Origin of the sequence: Streptomyces sp. NPDC051183 (genome assembly GCF_040682455.1) — a bacterium.
GTDB lineage: Bacteria > Actinomycetota > Actinomycetes > Streptomycetales > Streptomycetaceae > Streptomyces.
Genome location: NZ_JBFBBA010000012.1, coordinates 27,448 through 42,909, shown reverse-complemented (window position 1 = coordinate 42,909; position 15,462 = coordinate 27,448). Strand labels below are relative to the sequence as shown.

Genomic DNA, 15,462 nt, shown 5'->3' with positions numbered 1-15,462 from the left:
GAGCGCTGTACGGAGGATCGGGAGGGACGGCGTCAGCCCGCGGTGGCGTGCTTGGCCAGTTCGATGTCGGCACTCGGCGGACGGACGCGCCCTCCGGGAGTGCCCGCCGAGCCGCTGTTGTCGAGCGGGTTCGGATCGGCGGTGTCCGACACGGCGGTCGCGGTGTTCCGCAGGGCCGTGCCGTCGCCGGTGTACGCCGCATCGAGGCGGACGGTGAAGGTCCACGACCGGATCCCGCCCGGTGCGAGCACCGCCACCGGGCCGCAGGTGACGTCCCGGCCGACGGCGGAGCAGCCGCCGGCCGAGGAGACGAAGGCGAGCGCCGTGGGCAGCGGGTCGGTGACCGTGACCTGCCGGGCCACGGACGGGCCGTCGTTGCGTACGGTCACCGTGTACGTGAAGGCCTCCCCGGGCGCGACGCGGGGCCGGTTCTCGGCCGCCTTGGTCAGCGAGAGGTCGGCCCGCGCGGCGGCCACACCACCGGGCGGTGCGGCGGCCGCGCTGGTGTCGTTCGCGCTCTGCGGGTCGGTGACGGCGTGCCGGACCGACGCGACGTTCCCGAGGTCGGACCCGTCACCCTCGTAGGCGGCGTCCAGCCGGACGCGCACCGTCCAGGAGGTGCTCGTTCCGGCGTTCAGGGAGTCGCGGACCGGGCATGACAGCCGCTGCCCCGAGGCGGTGCACCCGTCGGGGGAGGAGACGAACCGCAGCGGCTCGGGCAGGGTGTCGGAGAGCCGGACCGAGGCCGTGTGGGAGGGCCCCAGATTGCGGGCCGTGATCCGGTAGTCGAACTCCTGGCCCGGGGCCACCGGCCCGGACCCGAGCCCCTCCTTCTCCGCGGCCACGTCGGCGCGGGCCGTCACTACGGTGTCGGAGGCCGTGGCGCTGTTGTCGGCCGGATTGGTGTCCTTGCGGTCCGCGGGTGCGGTCACGGTGGCCGTGTTGGCCAGGGTGGTTGGCTGGGCCGGGGCCGTGCCGGTGATCGTGTAGGTGACGGAGCCGCCCCGCTTGAAGTCGGCCGTGGTGTCCAGGACGTTCCCGCGGCCGGAGGCCCGGCCGCAGGTGCCGCCGGTGCCGGCCCGGCAGGTCCAGGTCACGTCGGTCAGGCCGGGCACGGTGTCCCGTACCGCAGCGCCGGTCACCTCGTTGGCCTGGCTGTTGGAGACGGTGACGGTGTACGTCACCGGCCCGCCGCCGGCGGGCACGCTCGCGGGGGATCCGCTCTTCGCGATGGTCAGGTCCGCCGGCACGTTGATCTGGAGGTCGTCGATCTCGTGCACGTTCGTCGCGGCGCCGGTGCTCGCGGAGAAGCCCACCTTGAGGCTGGCGGGCAGCGCCGGCTGGCCGGTGATGGCCGTGACGTCGTAGTCGGTGACGAGGTTGGTCATGGCGGTGTCGGGTCCGCTGTCGGACCACACCGACAGCAGCATCTTCGCGCCGCTGGGCAGGAGCGAGACGCGCACCGTGCGCAGCTTCGCGCGGCTGCCGGTCTCCACCGTCCCGCCCGGGCCGTCCGCGGACGTGGCGTAGCGGTACCCCGTCGAGCCGCTGCCCCCGCCGCGCACCACGATCTTGTTGGGCTGGACGCCCGGCCCGCCGTTGCCGACCGTGGCCGAGGAGAAGTTGCCGAACTCGTCCAGCCCGATGCCGAGATAGGCCCCCGGTACGCCCGGGGTCGTGCACCGGGACGGAATCGGGCCCGAGCAGGTGTAGCCGAGGCTGCCTCCGGACGGGCCGACCCCGTCGGCCGCCGCGCCGTCGGTCAGGTAGAACGACAGCCCGTCACCCCTCTTGCCGTCGTAGGCGGTTCCTCCGTAGGTGGCGTAGCTGAATTCGGCGGCGATGCCGAGGCTGGAGGGGAAGGAATCCTTCATCTTCCAGTTGCCGGCCTGGGTGGTGCTCGCCGATGTCAGTCGCAGCCAGCCGGATCCGGCCGGGTAGCTCGCGCTGCCGCTGGCGGTGCCCAGGTTGGTGGAGCTGTCGAACGGCTCGTCGACGGGGAAGGCCAGTGCCCGCGGCCCGGGTCCGTCGGCCGTCGTCGCGGCCGTTGAGGGCGGCGACGGCAGTACCAGCGCGGCCGCGCACAGCAAGGGGGCGGCGGCCCTGCGCCACCGGGCACTCCAGGGCATGGTCATGCGGGAACGTTCCTCGTCTGCTCGCTCTGCGGTTGCATCTGCCGGTCACGCCCGTGCGCGGAAGACCCTCCGCAGCAGCGCCCCACCGGCCACCAGCGCGGCCGAGGCCCACACCAGCCACCCCGGGACCGTGGTGCCGGAGTCGGCCAGGTCGCCCCGGCCGTCGTGGTGCGGGTCGCCGTGGTGCTGCTGCGGGTCGCCGTGGTGGTCCTCGCGACCGCCCTGTCCGTCCTTGCCGTGGTGGTCCTCACGGCCGTGGTCTGCCGGTCCGCCGTGGTGGTCCTCGCCCCCGTCGGGCGCCAGACACAGCCGGCCGCCGTCCGGCCCCGTCGTGTCCGGCGCGTTGGCGTTGTCCGAGAGGTCCGGATCGAAACTCGCTGAGGTGACGCGGGCGACGTTCTCGATGGGCGTGCACGGCTGCGCCGGGGGCCGGGCCCGCTCGCCCGCGACGACGCGCACCGTGATCCGGAACTGAGCCGTCGCACCGGATGCCAGCCGCTCCCGGGGCGGACACACCACCAGCCGGCCGCCGCCCTCGGGGACCTCGCAGTCGTCGGGCGAGGACAGCAGGGCCAGCGAGGCCGGCAGCCGGTCGGTGACCTGGACCTGCCGCGCCGTCGCCGGGCCCTGATTGCGCACCGTGATCAGGTACGTGAACTTCTCGCCCGGCCAGACGTGCTCGCGGCCCCTCGCGAGCAGGGCCCTCTTGCGGAGCGACAGGTCGGCCGTCCGCGCGCTGGGCGGAATCTTCAGGCCCGTCGTCGACGCCTTGTTGTTCCGGGAATCCGGGTCCTTCGTCGCAGCGTCGACGACCGCCTCGTTGACGATGTCCGCGCCGTCCCCGCGGTAGTCGGCAGAGAGCCGCACCGTGATCACCCACGCGTGGGACGCGCCCGCCGCCAGCGTGTCCAGCGGCCCGCACACCGCCGTCCGGCCGCTCGCGGTGCAGCCGTCGGGGGAGGCGACGAACTCCAGGGAGGCGGGCAGCCGGTCGGTCACCCGGACCTGCCGGGCGGTGGAAGGCCCGCGGTTGGTCACCGTCACGACGTAGTCGAAGGTCTCCCGCGCCGCCGCGGCCGTGCTCTCCCGGGCCTCCCGGACCTCCCGGGCGAGCACGCCCGACACCGCCAGATCCGCGCTCTCCGGATCGCCCTCCGGCTCCGGTGCCGCGGCCACGGAGGCCGACGCCGACGCCGACGCCGACGCGGTCGCGGTCGCCGACGGGATCGCCGACGGGGTCGCACCGGAGTCCCCCGGCGCCGACGCCACCGCGGGAGCCAGGGGCAGGCACCAGCAGGCCGCCGCCACCGCGCTGAACGCGGTCAAGGCACGTCTCATCGATCGCCCTTCGGAGAAGCTGACCCGTCACGGAAGAACAGGGCGGTCAGCTATTCACACAAATGGGCACAGAAAGGCGATCTACTTGATCACTTCTGCCTCATGGGTGACCAGGTTCAGTCTCTCGGTCGTACGCCGGCGCGTCAGCGCCGACTGCGGACCAGGGTGAAGACCGCGCCCTCCGGGTCCGCGACCGTGGCCAGCCGCCCGCTGAGCCCCTCGCGCGGCGGCTGGACGACGCGCCCGCCGAGCCGGACGACCTTGGCGGCGGCCGCGTCGGTGTCCTCGACCTCGAAGTACGTCATCCAGTGCGGCCCCCGGTCGTGCGGCAGCGAGCGGCCGACGCCGTGCACGGCGGCGACCGGCCGGCCCTGCAGGAGCAGCGTCAGGTAGTCGAAGTCGGCGGAGGCGGTGGGGTGCGCCAGGGCCTCGTGGCCGAAGACGTGCTCGTAGAACTTGCCGACCGTCGAGGTGTCCTGCGTGACCAGCTCGTGCCAGACCGGCGTGCCCGGGGCGCCCTGCATTCCGGTGCCCAGGTGGGTGTCCGCCTGCCAGAGCCCGAAGACGGCGCCCAGCGGGTCGGAGCAGATCGCCACCCGCCCCGCGATGCCGGCGTCCAGCGGGCCCACCGCCACGGTGCCGCCGCAGGAGCGGATCGATTCGGCCGTCGCGTCGGCGTCGTCCGTGGCGATGTACGTCGTCCAGGCCACCGGGAGGTGCCGGTCCGGCGGCATCTCGCCGATGCCGGCGACCTCCTGCCCGTAGAGCATGGCCCGTACGTACTTGCCGAGTTGCTCGGGGCCGGGCTCGTACTCCCAGCCGAACAGGTCGGTGTAGAACTCCTCGGTGTTCCCGAGGCTGTGCACCATCAGGCTCGCCCAGCACGGCGTGCCGGGCGTGCGCCGCGTTGCTTCCACTGCCTCGGTCATGTCAGCCGTCTCCTCCGTCGAGTCGCGTCCCGGGGTGATGCTTCCACTCCCGGGCGCCGGGCGCGCCCCGACCCGGCCGCGTTTCACTTGAGCCGGGCAGAGATGACCGAATCAGTGCGGCCCGTCGATGTCCGTCTTGTTACACGGGGTGCGCGGCGGGGAGGAAGATGGGCCGCATGACAGCCACTCCCGTGACCCCGCAGACCCCCGCGCGCTCCGCGATCCTCTCGGCGTCCGAACTGATCGGCGCGCTGGCCGGCGGCCGGCCGCCGGTACTGCTCGACGTCCGCTGGCAGCTCGGCGGCCCCGACCTGCGGGCCGAGTACGAGGCCGGGCACCTGCCGGGCGCCGTGTACATCGACCTCGACCGCGAACTGGCAGGTCCGGCGGGGTCCGGCGGCCGGCACCCGCTGCCCGACCCGGAGGCCTTCGGGGCGGCCATGCGCAGGGCCGGGGTCCTCTCGGGAGCACCGGTGGTCGTGTACGACGGCGGCCAGGGGTGGGCGGCCGCCAGGGCCTGGTGGCTGCTGCGCTGGACGGGTCACGCGGACGTACGGGTACTGGACGGGGGCCTGGCCGCGTGGAAGGCGGCGGGGGGTGCGGTGACGGCCGACCCGGTGTCTCCGGCCGAGGGCGATTTCAAGCCAAGTCCGGGAGCTCTGGGGCTGCTGGACGCGGACTCCGCCGCGGCTCTGGCGCGGGCGGGCACCCTGCTGGACGCGCGGGCGGGTGAGCGGTACCGCGGGGAGGTCGAGCCGATCGACCGGGTCGGCGGTCACATCCCCGGCGCGGTGTCGGCGCCGACGGTGGAGAACGTCGGCCCGGACGGCCTCTTCCTCCCGGCACCGGCGCTGCGGGCCCGCTTCGCGGAGTTGGGCGCCTCGGCCGGAACTCCGGTGGGGGTGTACTGCGGCTCCGGTGTCTCCGGAGCGCACGAGGTGCTGGCCCTGACGGTGGCGGGCGTTCCGGCGGCCCTGTACGCGGGCAGCTGGTCGGAGTGGTCCTCGGACCCGGCGCGCCCGGTGGCCACGGGCCCGCTGCCCCAGTAGCGGCGCGGGCACCCGGAGCCGGGCCGGCACACCGGTAGCGGCGCGGGCACCCGAAGCAGGGGCGAGCCGGGGAGCCGGGGCGGCGGCACACCGCGCCGCTACCGGTGTGCCGGCCCGGCTCCGGGGCCCTGGCGCGGTTGCCGACGCTCGCGCTACTCCTGCTTCTTGCGCCGGGTCCCGAAGACGATCTCGTCCCAGCTCGGCACCGCCGCACGGCGGCCGGGCCGGACTCCGTCGGCCTCCGCCTGCCGGTCCGTGGTGCCGGTCAGACGGTCGCGGTGCCCGGCGACCGTGCGGGGCATCAGGACGTCCGCGTACGCCGCACCGGCGCCGGCCGAGGCCGCCGGGGGCTCCTCCGCCTCGGGCTCCTCCGCCTGCGGCTCGGGGCGCTCCGGGACCACCATGTCGCCGCGGAAGCTGGGTACCGCCTCCAGCAGGCTCGTCAGCGTGTCCCGCTCCTCCTCCGGGTCCGGGGGAGGCGGCGGGGCGGGGCGCTCCAACTGCCGGTCGAGCGCGCGGTCCAGCGGCCGGTCCCGCGGCAGCCGGGCGATCCTCGGCACGAACGGGAAGCTCGGCTCCGGCGTCGCCGGAAGGTCGTCGGACTCGCCGATCAGGGAACGGGCCTCGTCGTCCACGGCCACGACCAGCCGGCGCGGCGGGTCGTAGGTCCAGCTCGCCGAGTGCGGCTCGCCCGCCACCCGGTAGACCAGCAGGACCTCCCAGGTGCCGTCGTCGCGGCGCCAGGAGTCCCACTGCACGGACTCCTTCTCGGCGCCGCGCAGCGTCAGGCGCTCCTGCACGGCTTCGCCGAGCTGGGGTCCGGTGTTCTCGCCGGGGCGGCGCACGGGAGTCTTCCGGGCCCGCTCCGCCATGAACGCGCGCTCGGCGAGCACGGGGCCCTCGAAGCGGCGTACGCGGTCGACGGGGATGCCGGCGAGCTGGGCGACCTCCTCCGCGGAGGCACCGGCCCGTATGCGGGCCTGGATGTCGCGGGGGCGGAGGTGGCTCTCCACCTCGATCTCGATCTGGTTCAGGCGCGCACGGTCGTTGCGTACGGCAGCCCGTAGACGCTCGTCGATCGGAAGCGTGTACTCCGTGCTGTCCGCAGCCTTGAGCACCAGTCGTGTGCCGTCATTTGAGACGGCCACGACACGCAGTTCGGGCATGGGGACCTCCCGGGTGGTGCCTGCCGACGTCACGTGCGTCGCTGCTTCCGCTAGTCGAGTGTGGCCTGCCCGGGTGCAGCCTGCCACAACCTTGCCGAGTTAAACCGGCGTGTCGGGCATGCGCCCTTGATCGCCGTTATGGCACGGTTACCTGTTGGGCACGCACAGTGACCGAACGATTACTGTGCGCAGCAGGAACCCGTGCAATACCGCGGCATCACCGGTCTTTGAGTGCCGTTCTCCATCAGTCGGCCCCCTCTCCCGAGTCCGGACATCCGTAAGGAAGGACGGCCCCAGGGCTCGCCACAGTACTCCATTCGGGCCACCTGGGTGGACCGCCGCGCCGCCGAACTTGTCCCGGACGGCGGGAGTTGGGCTGCCCTCCGTCCGGCGGGTGTCCGGCCGGACCTGGAAGCGCGCCCGTTTTCGGGTGTCTTGCTTCACAGAATCACCAGAAATGGAACTCTGCGCTTCGGTTGGTTCGTCAGTCATTGCTGAGAAACGGTGACATGGACGAGGCAGGGCGCACAGAGGTTGGGGATGGGTCAGAAGACGACGCGGGGCACCGAACGGACCGAGGACGCCAAGGGGGCGGACGGGAAGAAAAAGCTGGATCTGAGCGTGACCCAGATCGCCGGCTCCTCCCTCGCCACCGTCGCGGCGGCCCTGCTCGCCTCGCAGATGGGCGTCTACGGAACGATCCTCGGCGCCGGTGTGGTGAGCGTGGTCGCGACCGCGGGCGGGCCCGTCATCCAGCACTTCTTCAAGCGCACCGGCGACCAGTTGCGCGAGACCGCCCGCCCCGGGGCCCGTCAGGTGCCGCTGCACGCCGAGGCGCCGTCCGAAGGAGGGGAAGGCGCCGCCCTGCCCTCGGAGGAGTTCGGCGAGGCCACCGTGCACGGCACCCGCGTACGGGGCTGGAAGCGCACGGCGGTCGCCTCCGGTGCGGCCTTCGCCATCGCGCTCGGCGGCCTCGGGACCTACGAGGCGGTGGCGGGGACCTCCATCAGTTCCGACGGCGGAACCATCCTGTCCGGCGGCACGCGCAAGGCGGGCAACGACAAGCCCGCGGCTCCCGGGAAGGAGACCGGCACCGGCGGAAAGGACGGGAAGGACGCGAAGGACGGGAAGACCCCCGAGTCCGGGACCTCCCCGAGCCCTTCGCAGTCGCACGGCGGCCTGAGCCCGAGCCCCGACCCGAGCCCCTCCCGTTCCGGGGGCCCGACGCCGAGCCCGACCCCGCCGAAGCCCACCCCGACCCCGAGCCCGGACACGACCCCGGCCCAGGGCGCGACCCCGGACACGGGCTCCGAGAGCGGCCGGCAGGGGCAGCGGACGCCCTCCTGAGCCGGGCTCGGGAGGGCGCCCGGGCTCACTCGCCCAGGACCCGCCGCAGGTAGTCGTTGCCGAACACCCGCTCCGGGTCGAGCCGGTCGCGCAGCGCGGTGAACTCCCCGAAGCGCGGGTAGACCTCGGCGAAGTACTCCGCGTCCCGCGTGTGCACCTTCCCCCAGTGCGGCCGCCCGCCGTGCTCGGTGAAGATCCGCTCCGCGGCCGTGAAGTAGGCCTGGTACGGGGTGCCCCTGTACATGTGCACCGCGATGTACGCGGTCTCGCGCCCCGAGGCCGTCGACAGGGTGATGTCGTCCGCCGGAGCCGTCCGCACCTCCACCGGGAAGCTGATCCGCAGGCCGGAGCGGTCCACCATGGCCTTGAGCTCCCGCAGCGCCCCGACCACGCGCTCGCGCGGAAGGGCGTACTCCATCTCCACGAACCGCACCCGCCGCGGACTGGTGAACACCTTGTACGGGATGTCCGTGTACGTCCGCGCCGACAGTGCGCGGCTGGCGATCCGGGCGATGGCGGGGATGGCCGCCGGGACCGCGCGGCCCAGGGAGTTGGCGGCCTGGAAGACGCCGTTGGACAGCAGTTCGTCCTCGATCCAGGCGCTGACCGCTCCGGGCGGGGCGGCCGGGCCCTGGCTGCGGTTGTTGCGCTTGGTGTTGCAGTTGCCGGTGTGCGGGAACCAGTAGAACTCGAAGTGCTCGTTCTCCGCGTGGTGCTGGTCGAACTCGGCCGTCACGCGGTCGAAGCCCATGGGCTCCTCACGCGCCGTCAGGAAGAAGATCGGCTCCACGGCGAAGGTGATCGAGGTGACGATGCCGAGCGCCCCGATGCCCAGCCGGGCCGCCGCGAAGACCTCGGGGTTCTCCTTCTCGGAGCACGTCAGCAGCCTGCCGTCCGCCGTGACCAGCTCCAGGCCGCGGATCTGGGCGGCGATGGAGGCCGAGTCGCGGCCGGTGCCGTGGGTGCCGGTGCTCGTGGCGCCGGAGACCGTCTGCTCCATGATGTCGCCCATGTTCGTGAGCGACAGGCCCTGCCGGGCCAGGGCCTGGTTGAGGTCCTTGAGCACGGTGCCCGCGGCCACCGTCACGGTGCCCGCGTCCCGGTCGAGGGACCGGATCCCGGCCAGCGCCTGCGGGCGCAGCAGCACCCCGTCGGTCGCGGCGGCCGCGGTGAAGGAGTGGCCGGTGCCGACCGCCTTCACCCGCAGCCCGTCCTCGGCGGCCCGGCGGACCGCCTCCTGAAGCTCCCCGACCGAGGCCGGGGTGACCACACGTGCCGGCGCGGCGGTGACGTTCCCCGCCCAGTTACGCCACGCGGTCGGTGCCGCGCCGCTCTTCCCTGCTGTCGCCGTCCCCATGAGTAGCTGGCTCCTCCCCTTGCGCCGGCCTCGTCAGCCGGCGGTATCCCGCGAACGCAACCGCCGCCGCGGCCGCTCCCGCCGAGAGGGAGACGACGTACCCGGTCTGCGCGCCGGCGGAGTCGACGACCCAGCCGGTCACGGAGGACCCGAGCGCGATACCGACCGCGAGGCCGGTGCTGATCCAGGTCATGCCCTCGGTCAGCTTCGCGTGTGGCACGTGCGCCTCGATCAGGGCCATCGTGGTGATCATCGTGGGAGCGATGGCGAGGCCCGAGACGAAGAGCGCCACGGCCAGAAACGGAAGGTTCCCGGCCAGTAGGAGGGGGATCATACTCACGGCCATCGCACTGATGCCCAGTACCCACCTGGGTTCGGCCTTGCCCTTGAAGTGCAGCAGGCCGAAGACGATGCCGGCGAGGCAGGAACCGAAGGCCCAGATCGCCAGGAATATGCCGCCGAGGGACTTGTTGCCGTGCTCCGCGGCGTAGGCCAGCGTCGAGACGTCCACGGATCCGAAGATGGCGCCGGTCGCCACGAAGGTCGCCACCAGGACCTGGAGGCCGGGGGAGCCCAGGGCCGAGGAGTGGTCCGTGTGCTCGTGGCGGGGATGGGGCTTGGGCTCGGTGCCGGTCAGCGCCGTCAGCCACCAGACGCCCGCCAGCAGGCAGACGAGCGCGACCAGGGGACCGGCCTCGGGGAACCAGCCGGCGGACAGGGTCGCGGCGAGCGGCGGGCCGACGATGAAGCAGAGCTCGTCGACTATGGACTCGAACGAGTAGGCCGTGTGCAGCTGGGGGGTGTCGCGGAACAGGGCCGTCCAGCGCGCGCGGACCATCGAGCCCACGCTGGGCACGCAGCCGGCTATGACCGCGAAGACGAAGAGGGTCCAGCTCGGCCAGTCGTAGCCCGCGGCGACCAGCAGGCCGGTCACCGCCGCCGAGGCGACCAGGGTCGCCGGGCGCAGCACCCGCCGCTGTCCGTACTGGTCGACCAGGCGCGAGACCTGGGGGCCCACGGCGGCCGCGGAGAGCGCGATGGTCGCGGTGATCCCGCCCGCCAGGGCGTAGCTCCCGCCGAGCTCGGTGATCATGGTGAGAACGCCGATGCCGACCATGGAAAGCGGCATGCGGCCGATCAGGCCGGCGGCGCTGAACCCCTTGCTTCCGGGGGCGGCGAAGATCGCGCGGTAGGGACTGGGCAAGGTGCGCCCTCCGTAAGGGACGTCGTTGGCCCATACAGGTTACGACTGCCGACAAGGCACCCGCATGGTGAAAGGACGTCGAGAAGCAGACAGGAAGTAAGGGTGACCTTACCTGTGACCCGGTGCGGGGTCGGGACCAGGCCGGTTCCCGCCGGCCGGTGCCGGGTGGCAGGATTCGAGACATGTCTGACCAGCTCCGTGCCCCCGAGGCGCCCGTGGCCGAAGGCCTCGCGGCCCCCTACGACGCCCTCCTGCTGCTGTCCTTCGGCGGCCCCGAGGGACCCGACGACGTCGTGCCGTTCCTGGAGAACGTCACGCGCGGGCGCGGCATCCCGCGCGAGAGGCTCAAGGAGGTCGGGCAGCACTACTTCGGCTTCGGCGGGGTCAGCCCGATCAACGGGCAGAACCGGGAGCTGCTGGACGCGCTGCGCAAGGACTTCGCGGAGCACGGGCTGGACCTGCCCGTCTACTGGGGCAACCGCAACTGGGCCCCGTACCTGACGGACGTGATGCGGGAGATGGCCGCCGACGGCCGCCGCCGCATCGCGGTCCTGGCGACCAGCGCCTACGCCTCGTACTCGGGCTGCCGGCAGTACCGCGAGAACCTCGCCGACGCACTGGCCGCGCTCGCCGGGGAGGGGGTGGCCGAACTGCCCGAGGTGGACAAGCTGCGGCACTACTTCAACCACCCCGGCTTCGTGCAGCCCATGATCGACGGGGTGCTGGCCGCCCTGGAGTCGCTGCCCGCGGAGGTCCGCGGCGGGGCACGGCTGGTCTTCACCACGCACTCGATCCCGACCGCGGCGGCTGACGCCTCCGGTCCGGTCGAGGACCACACCGAGGGCGGCGAGGGCGGGGCCTACGTCAGGCAGCACCTGGACGTCGCCAAGGTGATCGCGGACGCGGTGCGGGCCGAGACGGGCACCGAACGCCCCTGGGAGCTCGTCTACCAGTCGCGCAGCGGCGCCCCGCACATCCCCTGGCTGGAGCCGGACATCTGCGACCACCTGGAGGCGCTGCACGGGGCCGGTGCCCCGGCGGTGGTGATGGTGCCGATCGGCTTCGTCTCGGACCACATGGAGGTCCTGTACGACCTCGACACCGAAGCCACGGCCAGGGCCGCCGAACTGGGGCTGCCGATCGCCCGCTCGGCGACGGTCGGGGCCGACCCGCGGTTCGCCGCCGCGGTACGGGACCTAGTGCTGGAGCGGGCCGCCGCGGAACGCGGCGAGAGCGTGGAGCGGTGCGCCCTCGGACTGCTCGGGGCGAGTCATGATCTGTGCGCCGTGGGCTGCTGCCCGGCGCGGGGGCCCCGGCCGGCGGCCGCGGGTGTGGACAGTCCGTACGCGTAGGGAAGAGGGACGAGGGACCGTGATCTCCGAAGAGCTGAAGGCCGAACTGCTGGACGTGGGCCTGGAGGCCGCGCGGCGGGCCGGGGAACTGCTGCGGGACGGGCGGCCCGCCGATCTGGCGGTCGCCGCGACCAAGTCGAGCCCGATCGACGTGGTGACCGAGATGGACATCGCCGCGGAGAAGCTGATCACCGGGATCCTCGGCGAACGGCGCCCCGAGGACGGGCTGCTGGGCGAGGAGGGCTCGGACGTCCCCGGCACGAGCGGGGTGCGCTGGGTCGTCGACCCGCTGGACGGCACCGTGAACTACCTCTACGGCCTGCCGAACTGGGGCGTGTCCATCGCGGCCGAGTACCTCGGGCGGACCGTGGTGGGCGTCGTGGCGGCGCCGATGCGCGGGGAGACCTCCCACGCGGTCCTCGGCGGCGGGGCCTGGATGGGCGGAGCGCGGCTCGCCTGCCGGCCGGCCGCGCCGCTGGACCAGGCGCTGATCGGCACCGGTTTCGCGTACGTCCAGACCCGGCGGGCCCACCAGGCCGAGGTCGCGCGGAAGATCATCCCGCTGGTACGCGACATCCGGCGCGGCGGGTCGGCGGCGCTGGACCTGTGCGACGTGGCCGCCGGGCGGCTGGACGGCTACTGGGAGCGCGGGCTGAACCCGTGGGACCTGGCCGCGGGCGAGCTGATCGCGCGCGAGGCAGGCGCCCTGACCGGCGGGCGGGCGGGGGAGCCGGCCTCGGGGGAGCTGGCCCTGGCGGCCGGACCCGCCGTGTTCGCCGCCCTCCAGCCGCTGCTGGAGGAGGCCGGGGCCTGGCACGACTGACCGGCGGGCTCGCCGCCGCGCATGGGGGAACCCCGGCTGCCGAGGTCGGGCGGCCGGGGTTCGGGGTGGTGAGGGATCGAGGGGTCGGGGTCGGGGGTGCCGTCAGCAGACGGATACCGGTACGCCGTGTTCCGCGGCGAGGCGCTGGAGGTCTTCCAGTTCCGCCTGTTCCACGTCCACGAGGAATTCGTCGCCCGTCTCACGGGCCTGCCTGAGGTCCGACTGCGTGGTCCTGATGCGCTGCAGGAGACCCGCGGTGAATGCGTCCATGGTGGGTGCGCCCCCTCTTCGTGGGTCGGCGGCGGCACGTGGCAGTCCGCCGTCAGGGATGTTTGGGGTGTGGAGTCGTCCTCCCCTGCACCCTGGGCCCAGAAACCTCGCAAGGCGAGGGAATCCTCACTTCCGCCCCGCTCGGGGCTGCCGCAGGGGCGCCTTACAGCCGGTTTACGGCTGAAACGGGCAGGATGGAGGACGCCATACACGTGTGCCCTCCAGGGCTCAAAGGAAGGAAACGACGTGCGCGTACTCGTCGTCGAGGACGAGCAGCTGCTCGCCGATGCGGTGGCCACCGGACTGCGCCGGGAGGCCATGGCCGTGGACGTCGTGTACGACGGCGCCGCGGCGCTGGAGCGGGTCGGGGTGAACGACTACGACGTGGTCGTGCTCGACCGCGACCTCCCGCTCGTGCACGGTGACGACGTCTGCCGGAAGATCGTCGAGCTCGGCATGCCCACCCGCGTGCTGATGCTGACCGCCTCGGGCGACGTGAGCGACCGGGTCGAGGGCCTGGAGCTGGGCGCGGACGACTACCTCCCCAAGCCCTTCGCCTTCACCGAGCTGACCGCCCGTGTGCGGGCGCTCGGCCGGCGCACCACCGTCGCCCTGCCGCCCGTACTGGAGCGCGCCGGGATCAAGCTGGACCCGAACCGGCGCGAGGTGTTCCGCGAGGGCAAGGAGGTGCAGCTGGCGCCGAAGGAGTTCGCGGTGCTTGAGGTCCTCATGCGCAGCGAGGGGACCGTGGTGTCCGCCGAGCAGCTCCTGGAGAAGGCATGGGACGAGAACACCGACCCGTTCACCAACGTGGTGCGCGTGACGGTCATGACCCTGCGCCGCAAGCTCGGCGAGCCGCCGGTCATCGTGACGGTGCCCGGCTCCGGGTACCGGATCTGACGGCGGTGGCAGCGACCCCGGCGCCACCACCGGCGCCACCGAAACCGACCTGGGACCCCGGCCAGCCCGAGGGTCCTTTCCCTTGGCTGCGGCCGACCATCCGCATACGGCTCACGCTGCTGTACGGCGGGATGTTCCTGATCGCGGGCATCCTGCTGCTGTCGATCATCTACCTGCTGGCGGCGACGGCCCTGCGGGAGGGCAACGCGCTCCCGTTCAAGATCGTCGGCGGCCAGAAGGTCGAGGTCACCAGCGCCACCTGCTCCGGGGTGGGCATCGACCAGTCCATCGACCAGTTCAACGCCGCGATCGGGCAGTGCATCCTCGACCAGCGCAAGCACGCGCTGGACGACCTGCTGAGCCGGTCGCTGATGGCCCTGCTGGGCCTGAGCATCATCGCCTTCGCCTTCGGCTACGCGATGGCCGGCCGGGTGCTCTCGCCGCTCGGCAAGATCACCCGTACCGCCCGCCGGGTGGTCGGCTCCGACCTGACCCGGCGCATCGAGCTCGACGGCCCGGACGACGAGCTCAAGGAGCTCGCCGACACCTTCGACGAGATGCTCGACCGGCTGGAGCGGGCCTTCACGGCGCAGCAGAGGTTCGTCGCGAACGCCTCGCACGAGCTGCGGACGCCCTTGGCGATCAACCGCACGCTGCTGGAGGTGCACCTCTCCGATCCCGGGGCCCCGGTGGAGCTCCAGCAGCTCGGCAAGACCCTGCTCGCCACCAACGAGCGCAGCGAGCAGCTCGTCGAGGGCCTGCTGCTGCTCGCCCGCAGCGACAACCAGATCGTCGAGCGCAAGCCCGTGGACCTGGCGGAGGTCGCCTCGCGCGCGCTGGACCAGGCGCGCGGGGAGGCCGAGGCGAAGGGCGTGGAGATCCGCGGCGAGCGCGCGCTGGCCGTGGTCCAGGGCAACGGCGTACTGCTGGAGCGGATCGCCCTGAACCTGGTGCAGAACGCCGTCCGGTACAACGTCCCGGAGGGCGGCTGGGTGGAGGTCACGACCGAGTCCCAGCACGGCCAGGCGGTGCTCCTGGTATCGAACACGGGTCCCGTTGTTCCCGCGTACGAGGTGGACAACCTTTTCGAGCCCTTCAGGCGGCTGCGTACGGAGCGTACGGGCAGCGACAAGGGTGTCGGGCTCGGTCTGTCGATCGCGCGCTCCGTGGCCCGCGCACACGGCGGACGGATCCAGGCGATCCCCCGCGAGGGCGGTGGCCTCGTGATGCGCGTCACTCTTCCCCTGTGACCAGGCACGGGCTTGTTCGCTGTCAGCTGAACGCCGAAGGCGTGAAAGTGGCGGCTCCTGTGTGATCGATCACATGGGCGAGTGTCGGGTCATGTGCGGTCAGTGACCCCTGGGGAGGCCGGAAAGCCCGGGAAGTCCGGGTTTCCGGCCCCCCTGATGGCGGGAAATACACGGGGTGGCGTTTGTGCACGTCGGCCCCAAGACCGTGTACGGTCCCGCTCGACATCGCAGCCAAATGCACCTCTGGGCGGGCGGCTGGGTGTCGATTGAGTAACAGACCTTGATGTGAGGCAAAATCTCCGCCTCAGGTCGGGCACAAGTCCGGCCTCTCGCGCGTTACGT

Annotated in this window: 13 protein-coding genes; 6 read left to right on the top strand and 7 right to left on the bottom strand. The window is 72.8% G+C overall.

What is annotated here, in order from left to right; genetic code table 11:
• Nucleotides 1-32: 32 nt before the first annotated feature.
• The 3 genes from AB0M99_RS13185 to AB0M99_RS13175 all read right to left on the bottom strand — a co-directional run bounded on the left by AB0M99_RS13185 (nucleotide 33) and on the right by AB0M99_RS13175 (nucleotide 4,402).
• Nucleotides 33-2,135 carry a hypothetical protein gene (locus AB0M99_RS13185; RefSeq protein ID WP_365919611.1) on the bottom strand — a complete coding sequence of 701 codons (2,103 nt, stop codon included), beginning with the start codon at nucleotides 2,133-2,135 and terminating at the stop codon, nucleotides 33-35.
• Between the two features lie 45 nt (nucleotides 2,136-2,180).
• Nucleotides 2,181-3,461, bottom strand: coding sequence for a DUF11 domain-containing protein (locus tag AB0M99_RS13180; RefSeq protein WP_365919609.1), 1,281 nt, complete (start codon nucleotides 3,459-3,461; stop codon nucleotides 2,181-2,183).
• Nucleotides 3,462-3,616: 155 nt separating this feature from the next.
• Nucleotides 3,617-4,402: a VOC family protein gene (locus tag AB0M99_RS13175; RefSeq protein ID WP_365919607.1), complete on the bottom strand. Its 786-nt coding sequence runs from the start codon at nucleotides 4,400-4,402 to the stop codon at nucleotides 3,617-3,619.
• Nucleotides 4,403-4,578: 176 nt separating this feature from the next.
• Between AB0M99_RS13175 and AB0M99_RS13170 the strand changes: the two genes are divergently transcribed.
• Entirely contained in the window at nucleotides 4,579-5,451 is an 873-nt protein-coding gene (locus AB0M99_RS13170) for a sulfurtransferase (protein WP_365919605.1), read from the top strand.
• Nucleotides 5,452-5,603: 152 nt separating this feature from the next.
• Here the strand turns inward: AB0M99_RS13170 and sepH are convergent, their stop codons facing one another.
• On the bottom strand, nucleotides 5,604-6,617 hold the full coding sequence (gene sepH, locus AB0M99_RS13165) for a septation protein SepH (protein ID WP_365919603.1): 1,014 nt from the start codon (nucleotides 6,615-6,617) through the stop codon (nucleotides 5,604-5,606).
• 540 nt (nucleotides 6,618-7,157) lie between these two features.
• Between sepH and AB0M99_RS13160 the strand changes: the two genes are divergently transcribed.
• Nucleotides 7,158-7,964, top strand: a complete 807-nt coding sequence (locus AB0M99_RS13160; protein WP_365919601.1) for a hypothetical protein — start codon at nucleotides 7,158-7,160, stop codon at nucleotides 7,962-7,964.
• Between the two features lie 25 nt (nucleotides 7,965-7,989).
• Here the strand turns inward: AB0M99_RS13160 and AB0M99_RS13155 are convergent, their stop codons facing one another.
• Nucleotides 7,990-9,321 (bottom strand): D-arabinono-1,4-lactone oxidase, encoded by a 1,332-nt coding sequence (locus tag AB0M99_RS13155; RefSeq protein ID WP_365919600.1) that lies wholly within the window; start codon nucleotides 9,319-9,321, stop codon nucleotides 7,990-7,992.
• Nucleotides 9,269-10,525: an MFS transporter gene (locus AB0M99_RS13150; RefSeq protein WP_365919598.1), complete on the bottom strand. Its 1,257-nt coding sequence runs from the start codon at nucleotides 10,523-10,525 to the stop codon at nucleotides 9,269-9,271. Before AB0M99_RS13150 ends, AB0M99_RS13155 begins: the two co-directional genes overlap by 53 nt.
• A 182-nt stretch (nucleotides 10,526-10,707) precedes the next feature.
• On the opposite strand from AB0M99_RS13150, the gene AB0M99_RS13145 reads away from it, so the two are divergent.
• Together AB0M99_RS13145 and AB0M99_RS13140 are read left to right on the top strand one after the other, a co-directional pair.
• Entirely contained in the window at nucleotides 10,708-11,877 is a 1,170-nt protein-coding gene (locus tag AB0M99_RS13145; RefSeq protein ID WP_365919596.1) for a ferrochelatase, read from the top strand.
• Between the two features lie 22 nt (nucleotides 11,878-11,899).
• Nucleotides 11,900-12,700, top strand: coding sequence for an inositol monophosphatase family protein (locus tag AB0M99_RS13140; protein ID WP_365919807.1), 801 nt, complete (start codon nucleotides 11,900-11,902; stop codon nucleotides 12,698-12,700).
• 102 nt (nucleotides 12,701-12,802) lie between these two features.
• Here the strand turns inward: AB0M99_RS13140 and AB0M99_RS13135 are convergent, their stop codons facing one another.
• Entirely contained in the window at nucleotides 12,803-12,970 is a 168-nt protein-coding gene (locus AB0M99_RS13135) for a hypothetical protein (protein ID WP_365919594.1), read from the bottom strand.
• 246 nt (nucleotides 12,971-13,216) lie between these two features.
• On the opposite strand from AB0M99_RS13135, the gene AB0M99_RS13130 reads away from it, so the two are divergent.
• Together AB0M99_RS13130 and AB0M99_RS13125 are read left to right on the top strand one after the other, a co-directional pair.
• Nucleotides 13,217-13,870, top strand: coding sequence for a response regulator transcription factor (locus tag AB0M99_RS13130; protein WP_030008767.1), 654 nt, complete (start codon nucleotides 13,217-13,219; stop codon nucleotides 13,868-13,870).
• 5 nt (nucleotides 13,871-13,875) lie between these two features.
• A complete protein-coding gene (locus tag AB0M99_RS13125; RefSeq protein ID WP_365919592.1) occupies nucleotides 13,876-15,120 on the top strand; it encodes an ATP-binding protein in 1,245 nt (414 codons plus the stop codon).
• Nucleotides 15,121-15,462 lie beyond the last annotated feature (342 nt).